The following is a 20,182-nucleotide window of genomic DNA, read 5'->3' on the forward strand; positions in this document are numbered from 1 at the left end:
GCGATGCGCCGGACTGGCAGTGGGCGATGACCGCCGACGATCTGCGATCCCGGACGCGGACGAGCGGCGACGTCACCTTCCGCGGCGGGGTCTATGAGATCGTCCTGAAATCCCGGCAGCGGCTCGACGGCGAGGGACGGCCCTCCGGCGGCGCGTTCCCCATCGCCCATCGAAGCCACATCCGGTCGACGCACGACAGCCCGGCCGTCTTCGGCTCGGAAACAGGGGTCGTGTTGCTCGATCCGTCCCGCCTTCCCGCAGCGCTCGATCCTGGCATGGAGATCCGGTTCGAGGTTCCACGAACTACCCTGCGCCGGCCGGTTGCGGCGGAAGTCGAAATGACGCTGTGGCTGCAGAACGACGAGCCGTCGGTCGACTACATGTACCGGGGGACCCTGTCCGCCGAAGGCCACAACCGCTACATCCAGAACCCCGCGCTCAAGCTCGGTCGATACGAGAACGGCGAGCGCGTCGCCGAGATCGACAACATTCTTGCGCCCATCGTCATCCAGGCGCAGCGGCGGCGGGGACTGCTGGCTCTGATCCGCTCCCTTGCCGGCGCAGATGCGGTAGCGGAGCTTGACGATTTGCTGCGCCCCGCGCCGGAGCTGATCGTCGGCGAATACACCTTCCCGGCCGAATTCTTGCGCCAGGAATTCAAGGAGGTGCAGTCGGGCCAAATTAGGTTTCCCCAGTTTGTCCAGACGCCCGTGACTCGCGACGTTACCCGGACGATCAGTCAGCGGGAGCTGCCGGGCGCAGCCGTTGTTCTGCACACGCCCCGCGAGAACGGCTCGCGCATCCTCTGGTCCTGGCGCGTGGAGACCGACACGATTGAAGCGGGCAGGACGGTGCAGGCCACTGGTTCGCCGGCCGACGGAAACCCGGTCATCTGGGGGGCGAAGCCTTATGTCGAGGACATTGTCGTCTTGAATGCTCAAGAGGCGCGCGGGGAGGACGGGACCGTCCTTTATCCATGGCCGGGGGAGACCGGCGAAGCGATGTCCGCCGCCAAGGATGGTCGCGCCTTTTTCCGAGATATTCTTGTTGTCGGGCGGGACCTGGACGTCTGGGAGGGGCGCTCACCGCTGGGCAATCTTGCGGCCGTTTCCTATGGGCGGTTTCGCAAGGTCGATCCGGCAGACAGCGCAAGCCTGATTGCAGGGTACGACGGAAACGCCCCGTCGCAGAACAGCCTAGAGGCGGTGAACCTGGCCCTGCGCCGCGACCCGTCGCTGACGGTGCTGCATGTGGGGGCGGCCATAGAGGGCCCGGTCGAGGCCCAACCGGTTCTGTTGAAGATCGACGGAGAAAGCGGCCAGTGGCCGCTCTTGTTCGGCGATCACAATGGCCAGATCGCCATCGTCCGCATCGGCGTTCCCGCCCCCGATACCTTCGAAAAGACGCTCCGCCTCGGCGCGAAGGAGCCGCGGGCGGAGGCGGCAGCCAAGCCGCGCCAGACCACCGAGGAGACGGCAGACCCGGTCTTCTTCCGCGACGAGATCGTCTTTGAGGCGACCTTCGACGAGGAGATCGAGGCGGAGTCGGTCGCTCTGTCGCTGCTGGGTGGGGGCGAAGGCTCCGGCGTCGGCGCCGAGCGGGACTCGTCGCTGATCCTCTCGCGGGTGCCGGATGACCCCAAGCGGTTCCGCTCCAAGCCCTACCTCGTCGTGGAGGCGGCCGCCGACGCCGACCCATCCGACGGAGAGCCGGCCGACGACTATGCCGACATTCCCGTCGAACGGTCGCTTGCGTGGCCGAACGACACACCGCTGCGGCCGCGCCTGACATCACGGATGACGGCTCGGCCGTTTCCCGATGCGCCGGTGCGGCGCGCGCGTGCTGTCCAGGGAGACTTCATCCAGGCGCTCAAGCGCGCGGCCGCATGCGCGAGGTCTCCGGTTAAGGCCGACTGGGATGGGCTGTCGCTTGCAGAGGAGTTCGACCTTGCCCGCGGCAAGAGCGACAGCCTCGTGACCAGTGCGGTGGGGTTTGGCCAGGACATCGCGACGACGCTCGGCCAGCACGCCGCAATGATTATGATGCGGGACGCCTACGTGGAAATCGCCTCGCCCGTTCTCGCCCAGCTCAACACCTACGCCTCTTTGCCGGAGACCAACGCCCGCCTCTGGCGTCTGACAGAGGACCTGTGGCTCGGCGAGAACTCCCACCTGTCGACCCTGGAGGACCGCAGTGGAGAGTCACTTGCCGACGCGGTTGCCCGCCGGCGCGGGCTTCGGTCTGCGGTTGTGATGGGCGACGGCGATGCCGGTGTTGGAACCCGGGCATGGATCAGCAAAGACGACGTGCGCCATGTCCACCGCTGGCTGCGATGGGCCCGCGCCGATCTCGATGCCTCCATGACCGTGGCGCGCTCAGCTGGGGACTGCGACCTTCCCACCCTGGTGCTCCTGACCTCGATCGGCTTCGACCCGATCGTCGACCTGCTGCAGGCGCGGGTCACGCGACTGGAGACATACCGGCGTGACGGGATCAAGCGTCGGCAGCCGGACGTGGTGGGCCGGCGCGAACTGGAGGCCGTGTCAGCGCTTCATCGCCGCTACGCCGCGGAGGTCGCGCTGGTCGACGAAATCTGGCTTTGGATCAAGACAAGCGCGTCGGTGATCTCGGCCGGCGCCGGTCTCTATGCCGCCGCATTCGAAGCCTCCTCGCTTGCCTACGGGGCGCTGGTCGTGTCTGAGCTGGCGGAGGGCTTCGATGCCGTCACGACCTGCTACGACGCCTATTGCGGGGCTACCCGGGATGCCACGCGCCTCGATTTCGCCGAGGGAGCAGCCTATCTCTTCGGTGCGGATTATCTGAAGGCGGTCGAGGATACGACCACCTCCAACTTCTACCGGGGGTTTGAAACCCTTGTGCAGTTGTCCGGCGGGCTGTTGGGCGCAGCCGATCTTTACAAGGCCTACAACGCACAGACCCTGCTTTCCAACGCCGATACTCTGCGCAAGACTTACGGTTCGGCAACGCAAGCCTCCCGGACGAAGGGGTTTCGGGGCATCGCTCAAGACTTCTGGACGAAGGCCAAGACCAACCCCGCCCTGTTGGCGCAGGAGCTGGATCCCAAGACGAGCGCTGCGCTGACGGAATTTCTCGGTACGCCGGCGAAGTTTCTCACCAAGCGCTATCGTCAGGTCCAAAAGGAGCTACACGCGGCCTTGACGGACACCATGAACACGGGATGGGCGGGCGCTCTTGCCCAGAAGGCGAATCTTCTCGGCGCTCAGAAAGCCGCCGCAGCGACGCACGACGCGTTCGATCTCTACGGTGTCGGTGCTAACCTCGCCGGCGGCGCCGCCAATTGGGCCCGGCCACCGGCGCCGCCCACCATGCCGGAGATCCGGCTGCCGCCACTCGCCGGGGCTGGTAGCCCGGGCGGATCGGACCTTCCCGACATCCAACTCTTACAGCCGTCCTTCGAAATCGAAGCCCCAACGATCGAGACGGTGCCTGTGCCGGGGTTGGACGCGCCCGAGATCACGCTGCAAGGCGGGCAGCCGTCTGCCACGCGTTCCGGTCGTTAGAGAGGTTTGGCGTTTCGCATATGCAGCGTTGAGCCATTTGAAAGGTAATTGTAGTTTTTCAAATGATAGCTGCATTTCTGCTTGCCTGATGAGCGCTGCTGCTAGGCTAGGGACTATAGCGGAAATCCGCCGACCGCGAGGGGCATCGTCCGCTTGACGACTGGCGCGACACGGCCGCCTGCGACAAGGTCTAAGAGACTAGCCAGCGCAGCGGGATCGGGTGGTATCACCGCCTTCGACGGCGTCACAGGGGAAGGGCGTCCATCTAGAACTTTATCTGCATTGGTAAGAATGTTGTAGCGTGGTTGGTCCAACATCAGTTGCGGCGCCTTTCTAGGGCGTTGGTGTGCAACCAGAAAATCGAACCCTGTACCCAATCCATCATCGGTGCGACCGCGAAACGGGGCGTGGCGGGGCCGCCCGAATAGGCGACCGGTTTGCCCTGTTCCGTGACCGGAATGATACGCGTTTCCGTCTCGGTCATGTCCTCTCTGGCCCGATCATCTATGGCCTCGGCTCACCCTGCAGATGTGCGTGACACGGTCCCGCCTCAAGGGAAGCTGCAGGATCGCTCGTTGATCGTGCGAGAACGGATGCTCTTCGCAGATTTCAGGGGGCGGCTTGTGTTGCGTTATACACCTAGATCATGCGACGGTCGCCCCATCGCTTGATGGGGGTATTTTCAAGTAATGAATATGGCCCGAACGCTTCTGGCGATCTATATCTATTGTTTGGCGCGAGTTAGATCTTGAAGGTTTTAAACAAAGTCTCTCTTCTATCACTTATTATTTGCGCGCCGATCGGCTTGTGGGAGTAGTCGAGCCTCAACAGATGGCTCAAAGCATCCTCGGGTTTACGAGCTATTTCATGATAGGCGCCAGTTGGTGGTGGCTGCTGCTCTGCACGCTTTTCGTCGTGCTTGCCGGCTGGCTCGCCTTCGGCCCCTTCGGATCGATCCGCCTCGGGAAGGATGACGAGAAGCCCGAGTTCTCCTTTACGTCCTGGATCGCCATGCTTTTTGCCGGAGGTATGGGCGCCGGCCTTCTCTTCTGGGGAGTAGCCGAGCCGGTCGTCCATTTCGAACATCCTCCCGGCGGAATAGGGGGGACCCCTGCCGCAGCCCGGCAGGCGCTCGTCGTCACCAATCTTCATTGGGGGCTGCATGCCTGGTCGATCTACGGCGTCTGCGCCCTGGTGATCGCCTATTTCACCTTTCGACTAGGCAAGCCGCCCTTGATCTCGACACCGCTGAGGGACCTGTTTCGTGGCGGCGCGGGGCCGTTTGCAGGCATCGCCGCAGACGTGCTCGGCGTCGTTGCTGTCGTGTTCGGCCTTGCCGGCTCCCTAGCCATGGGAGCTCTCCAGGTGCGCTCCGGCCTTGGGGCCCTGTTTAATATTCCGCCGCTGACCATTGTCTCTCTGATCGTCCTTGCCGTCCTTTATGCGATGTACATGATCTCGACCCTGACCGGCGTCGAGAAAGGTATGAAGCTTTTGTCCGACATCAACATGGCCCTTGGGCTGGCGTTGATGGCCTTCATCCTGATTTTCGGCCCGACCGCGTTTATTCTTGAGACTTTCGTCAACACGATAGGCTCTTACTTATCGCAGTTTGTGGAACTTTCGTTTCGCCTCTACCCGTTTGAAGGCCTGACCGAGTGGTCTGCAAACTGGACGCTGACTTACCTGATCTGGTGGTTGGCCTGGGGGCCCTTCGTGGGGGTCTTTATCGCGCGCATCTCGCGGGGGCGGACGATTCGTGAGTTCTGCATGGGCGTTATCTTGCTGCCGTCGGCATTTTCCATCCTCTGGTTCTCGATCTTCGGCGGAGCCGGGATCTACATTGAAATGTATGGGCCCGGCGGCCTTTCATCGATCATCACCGAAGACGTTGCCGCAGCGTTGTTCACGTTTCTGGACCATTTCCCGTTCTCGGCGGTTCTGGGCGTCGGGGCACTGATCCTAATCGTGATCTTTCTTGTCACATCCGCGGACAGCGGCACGTTCGTCTTGTCGATGATGACATCCGGCGGCAACCTCAATCCGCCGGCGGCGTCGAAAATACTGTGGGGGAGCATTGTTGCAGTCCTGACCGCCGCGACGCTGCTTGCAGGCTCCGTGGATGTCGCGAGGGCCATGGCCACGCTGGGCGCCATTCCATTTTCCGCGATCCTGGTCCTTCAAGTCGTGAGCTTCCTGCGTCGGCTCAGGAATGACCCGTCGCGCGTTCATTCCGATGGGGAAGCGCTGCCGCCAGAGGTGCAGTCATGAGGGCGTTGTGCGTCGTTCTGTTCGGCCTGCTCCTCGGCGGGTGCTGGTCCGACAGCGTTCGGGTCGGCTCGAAGGATACGGTTGAAAGCCGCATTCTCGCGGAGATGTTCGCGATCCTTCTCGAAGAAGAGGGCGTCGCGGTTGAGCGCCATCCCGATCTTGGCGGGACTGCCGTGGTGTTCCACGCGCTAACCAGTGGCACCATCGACCTCTACCCGGAGTATACCGGCACCGGCCTTGCTCTTCTCGGGAGTCCCCGATCAGAAGCCGAGACCGACAGTTTCACACTCGCCGCCCGGGTTTTCGCCGAGAATGGCTTGGTATTGCTGGACCCGCTCGGTTTTGAATCGGGCTACGTGGTGTTGGTGCGTCCCGACCTGGCCCGAGACCACGGCCTCGCGACCATTTCCGATCTCGCCAGAGTCGATGATCGGTTGCGGTTCGGTGTCACGGAGTCATTTGCCGAGCGCCCGCGCGATGGGCTCGAACCATTCCTCGATCGGTTCGGCTTGTCCTTCGCTGCCACCGAGATCTTCCCCCGGAACGATCAGGACGAGCTGTACGATTCGCTCGTCGACGGGGTGGTTGACGTGGTGATGGGTGTGACGACGGACCCTGAGATCGCCGACTATGATCTGTTCGCACTCGCCGACGATTCCCACTTCTTTCCTGTCTACGAAGCGGCGCCGCTTACATCCCAAGCCGCGCTTCTCAGGGTCCCCGAAGTCGCCGACGTGACGGCCCGACTTGCCGGACGCATCGACGACGAGATGATGCAGGACCTCAATGGTGCTGTCCGCCTCTATGGCCGTTCCATCAACCGGGTCGCCCGCCAGGCATTGTTCGACCTCGGTCTTGTGACGAAGCCGCCGCGCGATCGCACACCGGTGCTGGCCATTGCGACCGCCCAGACCATGGCCGGTACCGAAACCGCGATCGACACGTTGCGGGCGGTTCGCCGGGCACTGCGGGGACGCGAAGTCGTTTATGCAGACAGCGCCGCCCCGCTGGAGGCGGTGTCGCGGCAGACAGCGCGCCTGGCGCTAACACCCGCCGTCTCGGCCTTCGTCGCCAATGATGGCCAGGTCGTCCGTGACAACCGCTTCGAGGCAATCGCAGCCGTCGGCTCGACCGTCCTGCACGCCCTGTCGCTGGCAGGAAGCCCCGTGTCTCCGATGGATGCGACGACCATCGCGACCGGCCCGGCGGGGTCCGCCACCTACCGGCTCGGTGACGCGATTGCCACTTCGCGCAACGGGATCACTCTCGTGCCTCTCGTCGAGGGAAGCCCGCAGGAAGCGGCTGAAGCGCTGCGCGACGGGCGCGCCGAAGTCGCACTGGTCTTTGCCACCCCCGGCCAGGCCGAGCTTGACAGCCTGCTGTCCCGTTCCGGGGATATCACGCTTGTTGATGCGGACGGTTGGTGGCGCGGCCCGGCCCAACTTACGCTGCCGGTGATGCGTCCCGCCCAGATCAACACAGACGTCTACAGCGGGCTGGACCAGCCGGTCGCCACCCTGGCGACGCAGATCGTTCTGTTCGGACCGGCGACACCCGACGGCTTCGCCTTGGGGCGGGATGGACCTGCATCGCTGTTTGAGGAAGTCCGCCCTCTCCAGTCGCAGAGCGTCGTGGCTATCAATGAAAATCTCGGGCCGCATTCCGCGGTCGACCCTCACCTCCGCCGTGCCCCTGCGCTCACCCCCCAGGTCACTCTCCACAATGAGGGCATAAATCCTCACCCGGACCGTGCCCTGTTGATGATCCTTATTCTCGCATTCGTTGTCTGGGCAGGCTGGCTGCTGGTCAGACCCGAAGCCTCGGTCCCTCAAACGAGGGGTGACTCGGGGCGTCGGCCAGACGCGTGAGATCGGAGACTGCCCCATACCGACCTCACTGAAATCCCACTGGAGGTGCCCGGATGAACCGTCTTTCCCGTTTGCGCCATGTCGTCTGCCTGTTCTGTACGGTACTGCTTCTGGTCCCTGCGCCGTTGGCTGAGGCATGCACCCGCGTGGTCTATCTGGGCGCGAACGACATGATCATCACCGCGCGCTCCATGGATTGGAGCGAGCCCATGCTGACCAATCTCTACGCGCTACCGCGGGGGATGGAGCGAAGCGGCGAGGCCGGCCCCAATTCTTTGCAATGGGTCGCGAAGTACGGGTCGGTGGTGGCAACGGGGTACGATGTTTCGAGCACTGACGGGCTAAACGAAGCGGGACTGGCGGCAAATCTTCTCTGGCTGGCAGAGTCGGAGTACCCGGACTTTACGGAAGGCTCGAAGCCCGGCCTGACCATCGCCGCCTGGGCGCAATACGTGCTCGACAACTTTGCGACGGTGTCCGAGGCGGTCGAGGTGCTGCGGGATCCGCCCTTCACCCTGGTGTCGGCGAACGTGCCGGGTCAGGATCGCCTGACGACGCTGCACCTGTCCCTGTCGGATGCCACCGGCGACAGCGCAATCGTGGAGTATATCGGCGGCAAGCCCATCGTTCATCACGGCCGGCAGTATCAGGTCATGACCAATTCGCCGCGCTTCGAGAAGCAGCTTGCGCTGAATTCCTACTGGAAGGAAATTGGCGGAGCGGTGATGCTTCCCGGCACATCGCGCGCAGCTGACCGCTTTGCCCGTGCGTCCTTCTACGTGAACGCCGTCCCGCAGGACACCGATCCTGACCGCGCACTGGCCAGCGTCTTTGGCGTGATCCGGAATGCCTCGGTGCCGCTTGGCATCGGCACTGCGGAACGCCCGGAGATCAGCTCGACCCGCTGGCGGACAGTCGTCGATCACAAGCGCGGACTTTACTTCTTTGAATCGGCGCGAACCCCAAACACGTTCTGGGTGAACATCCACGAGATCGACTTCTCTGCCGAGTCAGGAGAGGTCATGCGTTTGGATCTGGGACCGGAACAAACGCATATCTACGCGGGGAACGCGACCGGCGCCTTTGAGCCCGCAGAGCCTTTTGTCTTCGAAGGCCTCTGACCCCGCCTCGATGCGGCCACCTGTTCGGTGGCCGCATCGGTTCTGAGTTCCCCTGCGTTGCCCCCGGGTATCTTTCTTGAGGATCTTGAGCCAGATCGCGATGAAGGCCGCGTGATTGGGGCGGGGCTCCAGGCTGATCTCAAGGTCGGTGCAGAGGAAGGCCGCTCCAAGCTCGGCGACAAGCTCCTCAGCGGCATAGCATTAAATGCCGAAATGGGCCTTGAGGGGCCGGTTGACCCGTTGAGCCGTACTCTGTCCCGGCCAGGTTCAGTCGCGCGACATAATCGACGGTCGCAACATCTGGTGGCAGATCTCGCCCGGATACTGGACCACATCGGGCCGTGGTCTCCGATCCCGGCAAGGAACATGTCGAGTCCCACCGTCGTGCTCGCGGTTTCATGTAGCCGTGGACCGGGACCAGAAGGATGCCTTTGATAAGGAGCTGAAGAGCTGGCCGGCCTTTTCACTGCAGAAAATGAAGGACTCGCGGCCGCGGAGGCGTTGTTGGCGCGCCCCAGTGCGATGATGCCTTTGAGGTCGCCCCTTGCCTACGTCTTAGGATGCGATGAGATTTGTCCGGTGACAGAAATAGGCAAGGAATGCGACGACCCTTTCACCGACGCCCGGAATCGCGCCGACGCAGGCGCCAATCGACCGGGTGAACCTCTGAGCCGGATGAGTCGGACAGGTGCCCACCAAGACCCGGCTGATCCGGTTCGACATGAGGGAAGGGCGCGGCCGGTGCCGGCCGCGCCCCTCTGCAGGATCCTTGCTGAAGCGGGCGGGCGGCTTACGGATTGAAGATCCCGACCCAGTCCTTGCGCGCCGCCTGGAGGTCGTCCGTGTTTATGGACGCCCAGTCGACCTTGATCAGCTTCAGCGTGTCGATGGCGGGCGAATACTCCGGCAGCGGGGTCTGGAAGCCGGACCGTCCTGAAATCAGGGCCTCGTTTGCCGCCAGTATCGTCTGGCCTTCTTCGGAAAGAATGAAGTTCACCCAAAGCTTGGCAGCATTGGGATTTGGCGAATCCCGCAGGATGAACGTGTTCTGCGGCAAAAGCACCACGCCCTCTTCCGGCAGCATGAACTTCAGGTTGGCGCCCTTGCTGTTGTACTGGAACGCGCGGGTCGGCATGCCCGAATAGGCCATCAGCTGCTCGCCGGTGACGAGACCGCTCGCGATCTGCTCGGAGCGCAGGATGAATACCGGCTCCATCTTGGCCAGGTCCTCGAAGAAGGATTCGGGCATAACCTGACGCTGGCCGATGAAGGTGGCGAGATAGGACGAGGATTTCGCCACGTCGCCATGGCTGATGCGGCCGGGATCGACGGCGCCGATCACGTCCTTAAGCGAGGTCCCTTCGAAGTCGAGATTGTCGGCGTTCCACATCGGCACGAAGATGTAGCCGCCGTTGAAGGCGAAGTAGCCATCCTTGCCGAGGCCGGCCTCGAAGATCTGGCCGTAGTGTTCGTACTGGGGGGAGTGATACTCGACGATGTCGCCCTGGGCCGCCCGCTCCAGGGTCCAGGGAGGCGAGGCGATGGAGGCCACGTCGATGGTGATCTTGTTGGCCGACAGCTCCTGATCCACCCGCGTGATCAGGTTGCTGGTCGACGACAAGGTGTAGTTGATCTTGAAGCCGGGCAGCCCGTAATAGTCCTGGAAGGCCTTGGACAGTTCGTCGTTCGTGGTCGGCTGAATGACGGTATCCCAGTAGCTGACGCTGCCCTCTTCCTTAGCCGCCTCGATGATGGCCTTGAGATCGCTTGCCTGATCGTCGCTCAGTCCCTTGAAGGCGGGAATGTCCTGGGCGGACGCCCCGCCGATTGCAAGCATGCTCAGGGCCGCTCCCGCGGCAAGCAGTCGTGCTGAGAATCTCATTTCATTCTCCTCCCGTTGTTGGCCGACCGTCGGTCAGCCTGCCTTTTTGAGATCGGCCCTCTGCGTGGCCTTCAACGTCCGGTGTTCGGAAAGGATGATGCAGTCGCAGGGACGGACCGTGACGGCGACCGGGTCTCCGGCGTCCAGCCCTGAGACGGGCTGGATCGCCCTCAGTTCGCCACCGGAAACGTCGATGACATATTCCTCTGTCAGCCCGAGGAACGAGGACGCACGGATGGTTCCGATGAAGCCGTTGCGGCCGGCCAGGGCCTGGGTTGCAATTCCGCCGCTCACCGATGGCGCACTGAGGCCGAGATGCTCCCGGCGCAGGCAGACCAACACGTCGTCGCCCGGCCGGGGCGGGCTGTCCTGGCCGATCCGGCCCCACAGCGTTTCGCCGTCCGGCAGGCGGACCTGGGCATAGACATCGTCCGCGTCCAGCGGTTCGTGGTTTGCGACATCGGGAACGCGGCCAACCGAGAGGACGGTGCCGGAATGCACGTTCAGACCGAGGAAGCGCGCGACGAACGGCGTCTGTGGGCGGTGGAACACGTCGCGCGGCAGGCCGACGGTCTCGATATGACCCCGGTTCATGACGACCACGTGCTCGGCGAGCGCAAAGGCCTCCGCCTGATCATGGGTGACGTAGATGGCAGTGAAGTTGAGCCGGTCCTGCAGGATCTTGAGTTCCATGCGCATCTGCTCGCGCAGCTGGGCGTCAAGGTTGGAGAGCGCCTCGTCGAATAGAACCAGGCGCGGCTCGTGGACCAACGCGCGGGCCAGCGCCACACGCTGCTGCTGTCCGCCGGAGAGCTGGGTGGCGGGGCGGTCGTACCAGTCGCCGAGGCCGACCAGCTTGAGGATGCGGGTCACGCGCTCTCGGATTTCAGCCTTGGGCGTCCGCCGGACCTTCAGCGGGAAGCCGACATTCTCCGCCACGGTCATGTGCGGCCAGACTGCGTAGGACTGGAAGACGATGCCCAGTTCGCGCTGCTCGGGCATCAGGTTCACCCGACTGCTGGAATCGAAGACCACCTTGCCGCCGATCTCGATATAGCCTTCCTCGGCGGTCTCCAGGCCCGCGATACAGCGCAGCATCGTCGTCTTGCCACAGCCGCTCGGACCCAGAAGCGCGAGCGTGCTGCCGTCGTCGACATCGAAGGAGACGCCGTTGAGCGCGACGAAATCGCCGAAGCGCTTCTTCAGGCCTTCAATGCGGACGAAATGGCTGGGGGATGGGGACACCGGGGGCTCCATGATCACGACTGGGCGAGCGAGGCTCGGCTCAGGCGGAAAACGACGAACGCGCCAAGCAGGAGGCACAGCTGGATGACGGCAAGCGCCGCGACGTAGCCGAAGCTGCGCTCGCTGAGGAGCACGAGCGCCACGCTGATCGTTTCCGTCCCCTGGGCGTAGAGCAGGATCGTGGCGCCGAGCTCGCGGATGAAGATGACGAACAGCATCAGCCAGGCTGCGACCAGCGATGGCTTGAGCAGCGGCAAAAGCACCAGCCGCATGGTCTGGCCCCAGCTCGCGCCGCTGGAGCGCGCGCTCTGTTCCAGCTCGGGGTTTATGGCCAGGAACATGGAAGAAACGGTGCGCGTGGCAAACGGGAAGAAGCGCGCCACGTAGGCGATCAGCACGATGGCCAAGGTTGAATAAAGGGGCGTGCGGATGGCGAGGATGAGGAAGCCAAGCCCAAGAATGATCCCCGGAATGCCGAGTGGCAGCGACAGGGCTGCATCGATCCACGCCCGCCACCGGGCAGGGCCACGGTTCAGGAAGTAGCCCTGCAACACCGCCAGCACCACGCCGACAGTGGCGCCGACCAGGGCGAGCTGGATCGAATTGACGATGGCGCGCTGGGTCAGGTCGTAACCGAACAGCACGTAATTGTAGTTTTCCATTGTCAGGAAGTTGCTGTTGAAGCGACCGGTCCAGATGCTGGAGAAGGACACCATCAGGAGCGCAATGATCGGCAGAACGACTCCGGAGCCGATATAAACGATCTCCAGCGTGAGCGCGGCGACGCGGCCGGCCGGGCGCAGCTGGATGACCCGCGGCCGGTATCCCTTGCCCGATACGATGTCGTAGTTGCGCCGGCCCAGGTAGCGCCGCTGCATGAGCGTGAAGATGACCGTCACGATCATGGCCAGAACGCCGAAGGCGGCGGCACGCCCGAAATCGGCCGGATACTGGACCGCGCTGTAGATCTCGGTTGGCATGGTCCGGATGCCGCGCGGGCTCAGAAGTGCCAGCGGGATGTCGAACAGGCCCGCGCTGGTCACAAAGACGATGAGCGCGCCCGACAGGATGGCCGGCATGACCAGCGGGATCACGATATGGCGCATCGTGTACCCGAATGAGGCGCCGTGGACGCGCGCCGCGTCCTCCAGGGCCGCGTCCATCCGGCGGAGCGGTGCGATGACAAACAGGTAGACATAGGGGGTGTAGAACAGCGTCAGCACCCAGATCGCCCCGCCGAGACTGTAGATATCGAGAAAGGCGAGGGAGATGCCGAAGGTGTCTGAGAAGAAGTTCTGGATCAGCCCGCTGTTGGGCGCGCAGAGATAGGTCCAGGCGATCGCCCCGACATAGGGCGACAGGAAGAAGGGAATGAGATTGGCGATCTCGAACCAGCCGCGTCCCGGCATGTCGGTGCGCGAAACCACCCAGGCCAGGCTGAAGCCCAAGAGGCAGCTGAGCACCATGGCGCCGGTGCTGCAGATCAGCGTGTTGCCGATTGCCTGGTAGAAGTGCGGGTCGCTCAGAAGCGAGGTGAAGTTGGCGGCCGAGACCGCAGCACCTTCCTCACCCCAGACAAGCACGCTGCGGATCAGCGTTGCCAGGAACGGGCCAATGATCAGCAGTATGCCGATCACGACGCCCACCAGCGGAACGATCACTTGCGGGCGCCAGAAGCGGCTGCGCCGCGCCGTTCGCCCACTTGGGTCCGAGTGTGCCATCGCGTCAGTGGCCAAGACAGGTCTCCAGATCGTCGAAATGGCAGCGGACGGTCAGCGCGACCAAGGGACCTCCGCATCCTCGGGGACGTCGACCTCGAAGGCATTCAGCGTCATGGCGAGCAATGTGTAGTAGCCAAGCAGGCCGGACAGATCGACCGCACCCGCGTCGCCGAACCGATCCGTAACCGCCGCGTATGTCGCGTCGCTCACCCGGCCGGTGCCAAGCAGCTCGCGCGAAAACGCGTAGACCACCTGGTCGTCCGCCTCCTCCAGATCCGGAACTCCGCCGTCCGCGATCGCTGCAAGCGTCTCCTCGGCAATGCCCTGCTTCTGTGCCAACGCCGCGTGGGCATACCATTCGTAGTCGGCCTTCCAGTGAGCAGCGACGGTGCAGATCGCGAGCTCGCGCTGCCGATGCGGAACGGCACACTGGAAGCGGCAATAGACGCCCAGCTGCTCGACGCGACGCGCCAGCTCCGGGCTGTGTAGAAGCACGGTAAACGGTCCGCGGACTCCGCCACGCGCTCCGGCCGCGATGGAGTTGTAGACCTCGAGCTGCGCGGGGGTCAGCTGGTCGCGAACGAGCGGCGGAACGCGTGTCATGCGGGACTCTCATCGGACTGGGGCCATGCCCTGGGTGGCCGGGGGGCGACCGTCGACGTCGGACAGGAAATCAAGAAGCGCGTGCGCGAACGCTTGCGGTTTTTCGACCGCGGAGAGGTGGCCGGCGTTGGCGACCTCCACGAAGCGCGAATCAGGGGTCGCGGACTGCATGCGTCGCATCACGTCCGGCGGCGCACCGGCATCGTCGCTGCCCACCAGGAAAAGCGAGGGCACGGTCAGCTTCCCGAGGTGACGCTCATAATCGAGCTCTCTCAGGGCTGCGGCAGAGCCGGCGTAGCCGTCGACCGAGGTTCTGCGAATCATCGACCGCATTGCGTCCATGCGCGATGGCTGGTCGGTCTGGAAGGATCGGGTGAACCAGCGCGTGACGCTCGGCTCTACTATGGCTTCGATACCTTCGGCGCGCACCTTGCGGGCGCGTTCGGCCCAGGCGTCGCGATACTGGGGCGGGGCTTCGCCGCGCGCGTCGCAGACCGCAAGGCTGAGCAGACGGTCCGGGTGGTGCAGCGCAAGGCCCATGCCGACCATACCGCCCATCGAAAGGCCGGCGAAGTGGACCTTCTCGAGGCCGCAGGCGTCGAGAAGGCCGATCACGTCGGCGCCGAGCTGCTCGAGGGTGTAGTCGCCAGGCGTTGCGGCACTCTCGCCGTGACCGCGCGAATCGTAGCGCAGGACCCGGTGGGTCTGCGTCAGCAGCGGAACGAGGCCGTCCCACATGGTGAGGTCGGTTGCGAGGCCGTGGCTCAAGACGACGCAGGATGCGTCTTCGGGGCCTTCAAGCAGGCACCGAAAGCGGGAGCCGTTGCTCACTCGCTCCATGCGTTCCTCCCCGGAACTTATTTTTTGGCGCCCCGTGGCTCGTGTCGAGCTCTTGGCAGGGACGTCCTTGTTGATTGCAAACGGTAACAACGGCGTTTGAGGGTGATAATGTCCGGATTGGGAAATTGATTATTTCCCTTGTGTCTTACACTTCGTGCGTTTCAGGACATAATCCTGATAGAGTCGTTGACCAAGAGGAAAGAAAAGGGCCGGGGGACCCGGTCGGGAGGGCCCATGAACAAGTTCCTGGCGATTTCCGTGTTCACCCGAGTGGCCGAAAATGGCGGTTTTACTGCCGCTGCGCGCAAACTCGGCATGTCGGTGTCCGCCGTCACCAAGACCGTTGCCCGCCTCGAAGACGAACTCGGAACGCAGCTTTTCAACCGCACCACGCGACAGCTCAGCACGACCGACTACGGCCAGGAGTTCTATGAACGGTGCGTCCGGATCCTCGCCGATTTGGAAGACGCCGAGCTCGAACTGCAGCGGGGCAACGTCACGCCCCGGGGGCGGGTACGGGCGGTGGTGCCGCTGTCGTTCGGACGGGTGACCCTCGTTCCCGAGCTGCCCGCCTTTTTCGAGCGATACCCGGATGTGGCTCTCGACCTGAGCTTTAGCGACAGCAATATGCCGATCGACATGATCCGCGATGGGCTGGATGTCGCCGTGCGGACGGGCAACGTGTCGGACTCGCGGCTGGTGACGCGACTGCTGACGCGCAGCACCCAAGTGACCGTTGCATCGCCGGATTATCTCAAGCGCCACGGTATTCCGCAGCAACCCTCCGATCTTGGCCAGCACAACTGCATCATCGGCAGCCGGATCACACCGGAATGGCGCTTCCTGGACCGTCAGGGTGAGGCAATCACGGTGAAGGTGCATGGCAACAGCACCATCGAGAGCGGCGACGCGCTTCGCGAGGCAGCGGTCTGTGGGTTGGGCATCGTCCAGGGTACCTGGTGGCTGTTCCGCAAGGATCTGGAGCGCGGGGCACTGCACTCCATCCTGACCGACTACACCATCGATGGCGCGCCGATTTCGGTGCTTTATGCCGCCAACCGGCACATCCCGAAGAAGGTGCGGGTGTTTATCGATTTCCTCGTGGCGATCACCAAGACGCGCTAAAGCGCTTCAGGCGAAGTGGGCACCGGTTCGCCGTCCGGAAACGTGTCACTCCGAGCGGCCTGTGCGCTCCAGTGCTTCAGGGAAAGACTGAAGGGCCCTGATTGGGCGTGTGGCGCGGTACGGAGAATGACAGGGCCAGCGCCAACGCCGGCACGACGGCGAGGCCTGCCAGCACTGCTGGAAAACTGCCGAGTTGGGCCAATGCCAGCCCGAAGCCCGCGGGACCGCAAACGAAGCCTGCGAAGACGAATGTAGTAGCGCCGGCAGCGGTCTCGCTGACGGCCCCGGGGGGGGACCGGCGCGCGATTTCAGAAAGCTGAACGCCGTTCCAGCCCGCGCCGACAATGCCGATTGTCGCTCCGAGACCAATCAGGATCGTGGTGCCCCATTCGGGTTCGGCCACGGAGAGCACAAGTGCCGAGCCGATTGACCCCGCGGCCGCGATGCGCACCACAGCAATTCCCGATCCGAGCCGGTCCGCGACCCACCCGAAGGCGAGCCTGCCGATGAAGCCGCCGGCCTGCATGGCGGAGAAAACGGCTCCAGCGACGGAGAAGGCGAGGCCGAGATCGATCGTCAGATAGGCGATCAGGAATGCGTTGAACACGCCCTGCGTCACGGCCAGGCACCCGCCGACGCCGGCAAGGACCGGCAGGCCTGGGCCGCTGCGCAATGTGAGAATCGGCTCCACGAGCCTTACCCGCCGTCGGCCTGTCGATGGCGCGCCGGAGGACGGGCGGGGGAGATCTGACCGAGCGCGCGAAACCTGGGCGAACAAGGTTGCTGCCACAGCGACCGCTCCGGTCAATGCCGTCACGCCGGCCCAGCCGTAATCGGTGACAAGCCACGGGAGCAGGAGGCCCGCCGCCACCCCACCGAGAGGGACACCGGCTTGCTTGAGCGAGAAGATGAACGCCCGGTGCCGGGGTGGTGAGAACCGCTGCAGGATGTCGCTGGCAGCGGGTGTTGCGGGACCGTACCCGAAGCCGATCAGCACGGCCGTGGCGACGGGTGCTGTCCATGTCGCAAAGGGCAGCAGGGCCAAACCGGCCGCGCTCACCAGGAGGCAGACCTGGACGCAGCGGATTGGTCCGAAGCGGTGGACCGCACCGCCGCTCGCCAGCATGAAGACGATCGAACTCGCCATGGCGAGGGCCATCAGGTAGCCGATGACGCTTTCCGACCAGCCGTGCAGTGCGATCAGCGCGGGCCCCGTGGTCGGCAGGCTGTGGAGGATGAAGGCGGCCGCCGTCTGCAGCAGGATGACGGCCGCGACTGGGCCGCGCCAAGCGGTGGGGCGGGCTGTGCCCGTCTCCGCCATTCGGTCAGCAGACCGTGGTTCCGCCGTCGACCACCAGGACATGGCCCGTCACGGAGCGCGCCGAAGGACCGGCAAGGTAAACAACAGCGGCGGCCACCTCCTCGGGGGTCGGAAAACGACCGGATGGGATCCGGTCGAGCGCCCGCGCCCGGGCGTCTGGATCCTCCAGGATCGCTTCTCGGGAGGGTGTCATGACGGTGCCAGGTGCAACGGCGTTGACGCGGATGCCGGCACCGGCCCATTCGATCGCGAGCATGCGCGTCATATGCAGGATGGCTGCCTTCGAGATGCCGTAGACGGACCGGTCGGAAACCCCGACGATGCCGTGGGTGGAGCCGATGTTGATCACGGCACCCGGCAGGCCCTTCCCCATGCGCCGGGCCGCGAACCGCTGGCTGAGGAAAAACGCCGCCTTGAGGTTCACGGCCATAACGGCGTCCCAGTCCTCCCAGGTTACCTCGGTCGCCGGTTTCGGGAGCGCGATGCCGGCGTTGTTCACCAGGCACGTGACCTCGCCGAACTGCCCGACGGCCGAATCAAAGGCCGCCATGATGCCGGTTTCGGACGCAAGGTCGAGCGTGACCGGGTGCATTGGCGTGACTGCCGCGGCAACCGTTTCGGTCAATCCTTCCCGGTCGCGATCGGCGGCGACCACCGTATAGCCCGCGTCGCCGAGTGCCAGGGCAATGGCGCGTCCGATCCCAGTTGCCGCCCCGGTGACGAGGGCACAGCCGTGCGCGTCCTCTGCGCTCATGGCTACTATCTCCGCGGATTCAGGCGGCGTTCTGCGCCTTGATCGCCGCGTTGACACGCGGCATCACCTCTTCCGCCATGAGCTGCATGGAGCGTTTGGCGAGCGCCGGGTCGACCCAGTCCATGCCGGCGTAGACGATTTCGCCAAAGTCACCGATCTCGTCGCGGAGCGCGAGCAATTGGTCGACGACGCTCTCGACGCTCCCGTGGATGACGAGATTGTCCATCACGTAATCGTGAGTGATCGTCTCGTCCGGCTGATCCTTGTCTTCCTTCATGACGAAGAGGCGCTTGGAGCGACGGAGCTTCCTCAGGATCTGGTTGTAGTAGAAGCCGTAGGGGCTGTTGGCGTCCTCGCGCCCGTAGCGCCGCGCGGTCGCATCGTCGTCGGCGACGAAGATCGTCCGGGCGACCTTCCAGTCCGACGGATTTGCGGTTTCGCCGACTGCTGCCTTGCCATCCGCGTAGTTCGGCCAGTGGGTCTTGACCCATTTCGGCAGCAGGAAGTTGGCCGAAAGTGGCTTGAAGTCCCGTTTGCCCATCTCGATCACCCCCTTTGAGTAGGGAGCGAGCACGGTGCCAACGATCTCCGGGCGTGGCCGCTGGAAAGGCTTGGGAAGATAGCCGAGGCCGAGATGCGTGGCCTGGGTCCTGGCAGTTGAAACCTTGAAGCGGTTGTCCGGCAAGTCGATGTCATAGGGCGGTTCGCGCTCCCAGATCTCCAGGATGACGTCAATCGCCTCCGCGAAGATCTTGTTGCGATCCTCGTCGAGGATTCCGAGCGCTTCCGCGTCCGTCGTCAGGGCACCGGCGCTGATGCCGAGGATGAAGCGGCCCTGGGAGAGGTGATCCAGCATTGCCGCGTTCGATGCAATCAGAACAGGGTGCATCTGCGACAGGTTCGAGGTGCCTGTGGCCAGCTTGATGTGCGACGTGTCGGAGACGAGCGAGGCAAGAAACATCATGGAGTTGGTGATATTCTCGCAGCGATCCGTCAGGTGCTCGCCGATGAAGGCCTCGTGGAAGCCGAGCTTGTCCGCCAGGATGACCGCTTCACGGTCTTCCTGCAGGGTTTCGTGCCACTTCCGCTCCATGGGATGCATAGGCATGGTGAAATAGCCCAGTCGCATCTCGATCCTCCGGTATCTTCTCTTGCGGCGGATGTCTCGCATCTCCGCTTTCGGCTTGGCGAGAAGGATAGGGAGGCGGCGGGCGTTCAAAAACGTCTGAAATCGACAAATATCTTTGAAAACTTGTCCGAGATGGCGGCGTAGCTAGTCGCCGCGCGCGACGAAGCTGCCATACTGTCCCTTAAAGAACACGAGCGGCTCGCCCGAGCGCTCCTTGCAGAACCGGACCCGGCCCACGACGATGTCGTGATCGCCTGCGCGGTGGATATCGACAACGCTGCACCCGATGTGAGCCAGGGCCTCGGCGATCAACGGAGTGCCGGTGGGTGTGTGCTCAACGTCCACCCCCGTGAACCGGTCCTCGAACTGGCCGACGAACCGTGCGGAGAAGTCTTCCTGATCGGCTCCGAGCAGGTTGATGACGAACTCGCCGCTGTCGGCAATGGCCTTGCCGGTTGCGCTCCCGTGGCGGGGACAGACCAGCAGCATGCACGGGTCGAGTGAAACGGAGGTCAGCGAGTTCATGGTCATGCCGTGATACTCGCCGTCGTGAAGCGCGGTCACCACAGCGACGCCCGTTGCGAATGTCCCGACCGTACGCCGGTAGACCAGCGGATCGACTTCATCCATTTCAATCGTCGCGTGGGACGTCATGCAGGCCTCCTTGTCAGCTGCGCGCTGAAGGTAAGCGACAATGATTTCTGACGAAATGTCGCTGTGTGGAAAATCATTATTGCGTATTCGTCCTGCGGAATCGGAG

15 protein-coding genes and 1 pseudogene are annotated in these 20,182 nt (G+C 63.8%); 5 read left to right on the plus strand and 11 right to left on the minus strand.

All coding sequences use genetic code 11. The annotated features are described in order from the left end of the window. Window positions 1–26: 26 nt before the first annotated feature. The gene (locus C507_RS0108820) at window positions 27–3,542 is read left to right on the plus strand and encodes a hypothetical protein (RefSeq protein WP_018699320.1); all 3,516 of its coding nucleotides are present in this window, start codon (window positions 27–29) and stop codon (window positions 3,540–3,542) included. Between the two features lie 316 nt (window positions 3,543–3,858). Here C507_RS0108820 and C507_RS23060 read toward each other — a convergent pair whose 3' ends face one another. Beyond that, on the minus strand, window positions 3,859–4,026 hold the full coding sequence (locus tag C507_RS23060; RefSeq protein WP_018699321.1) for a hypothetical protein: 168 nt from the start codon (window positions 4,024–4,026) through the stop codon (window positions 3,859–3,861). A 347-nt stretch (window positions 4,027–4,373) separates the two neighbouring features. On the opposite strand from C507_RS23060, the gene C507_RS20835 reads away from it, so the two are divergent. From C507_RS20835 to C507_RS0108840, 3 genes are read left to right on the plus strand one after another with little or no spacing between them, the layout of a single operon-like run. Beyond that, complete coding sequence (locus C507_RS20835) at window positions 4,374–5,813, plus strand: BCCT family transporter (RefSeq protein ID WP_018699322.1); 1,440 nt, start codon at window positions 4,374–4,376, stop codon at window positions 5,811–5,813. Beyond that, window positions 5,810–7,681: a glycine betaine ABC transporter substrate-binding protein gene (locus tag C507_RS0108835; RefSeq protein WP_018699323.1), complete on the plus strand. Its 1,872-nt coding sequence runs from the start codon at window positions 5,810–5,812 to the stop codon at window positions 7,679–7,681. Before C507_RS20835 ends, C507_RS0108835 begins: the two co-directional genes overlap by 4 nt. Before the next feature lie 53 nt (window positions 7,682–7,734). Beyond that, the gene (locus tag C507_RS0108840) at window positions 7,735–8,802 is read left to right on the plus strand and encodes a linear amide C-N hydrolase (protein WP_026318956.1); all 1,068 of its coding nucleotides are present in this window, start codon (window positions 7,735–7,737) and stop codon (window positions 8,800–8,802) included. On the opposite strand, the pseudogene C507_RS23655 reads toward C507_RS0108840, so the two are convergent. The 6 genes and pseudogenes from C507_RS23655 to pcaD form a co-directional block, all read right to left on the minus strand. Next, a pseudogene (locus C507_RS23655) lies at window positions 8,692–8,988 on the minus strand (zincin-like metallopeptidase domain-containing protein); the annotation flags it as partial. The gene C507_RS0108840 and the pseudogene C507_RS23655 overlap by 111 nt on opposite strands. 604 nt (window positions 8,989–9,592) lie before the next feature. Beyond that, entirely contained in the window at window positions 9,593–10,684 is a 1,092-nt protein-coding gene (locus C507_RS0108845; protein WP_083923425.1) for an ABC transporter substrate-binding protein, read from the minus strand. Window positions 10,685–10,717: 33 nt separating this feature from the next. Further along, window positions 10,718–11,929, minus strand: coding sequence for an ABC transporter ATP-binding protein (locus C507_RS20840; RefSeq protein WP_169508962.1), 1,212 nt, complete (start codon window positions 11,927–11,929; stop codon window positions 10,718–10,720). Between the two features lie 14 nt (window positions 11,930–11,943). After that, a complete protein-coding gene (locus C507_RS0108855) occupies window positions 11,944–13,590 on the minus strand; it encodes an ABC transporter permease (RefSeq protein WP_018699327.1) in 1,647 nt (548 codons plus the stop codon). A 111-nt stretch (window positions 13,591–13,701) separates the two neighbouring features. Beyond that, window positions 13,702–14,253 (minus strand): carboxymuconolactone decarboxylase family protein, encoded by a 552-nt coding sequence (locus C507_RS0108860; RefSeq protein ID WP_018699328.1) that lies wholly within the window; start codon window positions 14,251–14,253, stop codon window positions 13,702–13,704. 9 nt (window positions 14,254–14,262) lie between these two features. Further along, complete coding sequence (pcaD, locus tag C507_RS20845) at window positions 14,263–15,093, minus strand: 3-oxoadipate enol-lactonase (protein WP_018699329.1); 831 nt, start codon at window positions 15,091–15,093, stop codon at window positions 14,263–14,265. Window positions 15,094–15,327: 234 nt separating this feature from the next. Here pcaD and C507_RS0108870 point away from each other — a divergent pair, with 234 nt between their 5' ends. Then, the gene (locus tag C507_RS0108870) at window positions 15,328–16,218 is read left to right on the plus strand and encodes a LysR family transcriptional regulator (RefSeq protein ID WP_018699330.1); all 891 of its coding nucleotides are present in this window, start codon (window positions 15,328–15,330) and stop codon (window positions 16,216–16,218) included. A 76-nt stretch (window positions 16,219–16,294) separates the two neighbouring features. Here C507_RS0108870 and C507_RS20850 read toward each other — a convergent pair whose 3' ends face one another. The 4 genes from C507_RS20850 to C507_RS0108890 all read right to left on the minus strand — a co-directional run bounded on the left by C507_RS20850 (window position 16,295) and on the right by C507_RS0108890 (window position 20,076). After that, entirely contained in the window at window positions 16,295–17,581 is a 1,287-nt protein-coding gene (locus tag C507_RS20850; RefSeq protein ID WP_083923427.1) for an MFS transporter, read from the minus strand. Then, window positions 17,544–18,293, minus strand: coding sequence for an SDR family NAD(P)-dependent oxidoreductase (locus C507_RS0108880; protein ID WP_018699332.1), 750 nt, complete (start codon window positions 18,291–18,293; stop codon window positions 17,544–17,546). The genes C507_RS20850 and C507_RS0108880 overlap by 38 nt, the downstream gene beginning before the upstream one ends. Before the next feature lie 19 nt (window positions 18,294–18,312). Beyond that, the gene (locus C507_RS0108885) at window positions 18,313–19,422 is read right to left on the minus strand and encodes an LLM class flavin-dependent oxidoreductase (protein WP_018699333.1); all 1,110 of its coding nucleotides are present in this window, start codon (window positions 19,420–19,422) and stop codon (window positions 18,313–18,315) included. A gap of 144 nt (window positions 19,423–19,566) precedes the next feature. Beyond that, on the minus strand, window positions 19,567–20,076 hold the full coding sequence (locus C507_RS0108890; protein WP_018699334.1) for a flavin reductase family protein: 510 nt from the start codon (window positions 20,074–20,076) through the stop codon (window positions 19,567–19,569). Window positions 20,077–20,182: the final 106 nt, after the last annotated feature.

Source organism: Amorphus coralli DSM 19760 (assembly GCF_000374525.1).
Taxonomy (GTDB): Bacteria; Pseudomonadota; Alphaproteobacteria; order Rhizobiales; family Amorphaceae; genus Amorphus; species Amorphus coralli.

What these genes read in the sequence shown, in the direction of transcription:
- C507_RS0108870 (WP_018699330.1), top strand. Translation starts at nt 15,328, where the DNA reads ATGAACAAGTTCCTGGCGATTTCCGTGTTCACCCGAGTGGCCGAAAAT.
- C507_RS0108820 (WP_018699320.1), top strand. Translation starts at nt 27, where the DNA reads ATGACCGCCGACGATCTGCGATCCCGGACGCGGACGAGCGGCGACGTC.
- pcaD (WP_018699329.1), bottom strand. Translation starts at nt 15,093, where the DNA reads ATGGAGCGAGTGAGCAACGGCTCCCGCTTTCGGTGCCTGCTTGAAGGC.
- C507_RS0108840 (WP_026318956.1), top strand. Translation starts at nt 7,735, where the DNA reads ATGAACCGTCTTTCCCGTTTGCGCCATGTCGTCTGCCTGTTCTGTACG.
- C507_RS20850 (WP_083923427.1), bottom strand. Translation starts at nt 17,581, where the DNA reads ATGTCCTGGTGGTCGACGGCGGAACCACGGTCTGCTGACCGAATGGCG.
- C507_RS0108890 (WP_018699334.1), bottom strand. Translation starts at nt 20,076, where the DNA reads ATGACGTCCCACGCGACGATTGAAATGGATGAAGTCGATCCGCTGGTC.
- C507_RS20835 (WP_018699322.1), top strand. Translation starts at nt 4,374, where the DNA reads ATGGCTCAAAGCATCCTCGGGTTTACGAGCTATTTCATGATAGGCGCC.
- C507_RS0108880 (WP_018699332.1), bottom strand. Translation starts at nt 18,293, where the DNA reads ATGAGCGCAGAGGACGCGCACGGCTGTGCCCTCGTCACCGGGGCGGCA.
- C507_RS0108835 (WP_018699323.1), top strand. Translation starts at nt 5,810, where the DNA reads ATGAGGGCGTTGTGCGTCGTTCTGTTCGGCCTGCTCCTCGGCGGGTGC.
- C507_RS23060 (WP_018699321.1), bottom strand. Translation starts at nt 4,026, where the DNA reads ATGACCGAGACGGAAACGCGTATCATTCCGGTCACGGAACAGGGCAAA.
- C507_RS0108860 (WP_018699328.1), bottom strand. Translation starts at nt 14,253, where the DNA reads ATGACACGCGTTCCGCCGCTCGTTCGCGACCAGCTGACCCCCGCGCAG.
- C507_RS0108845 (WP_083923425.1), bottom strand. Translation starts at nt 10,684, where the DNA reads ATGAGATTCTCAGCACGACTGCTTGCCGCGGGAGCGGCCCTGAGCATG.
- C507_RS0108885 (WP_018699333.1), bottom strand. Translation starts at nt 19,422, where the DNA reads ATGCGACTGGGCTATTTCACCATGCCTATGCATCCCATGGAGCGGAAG.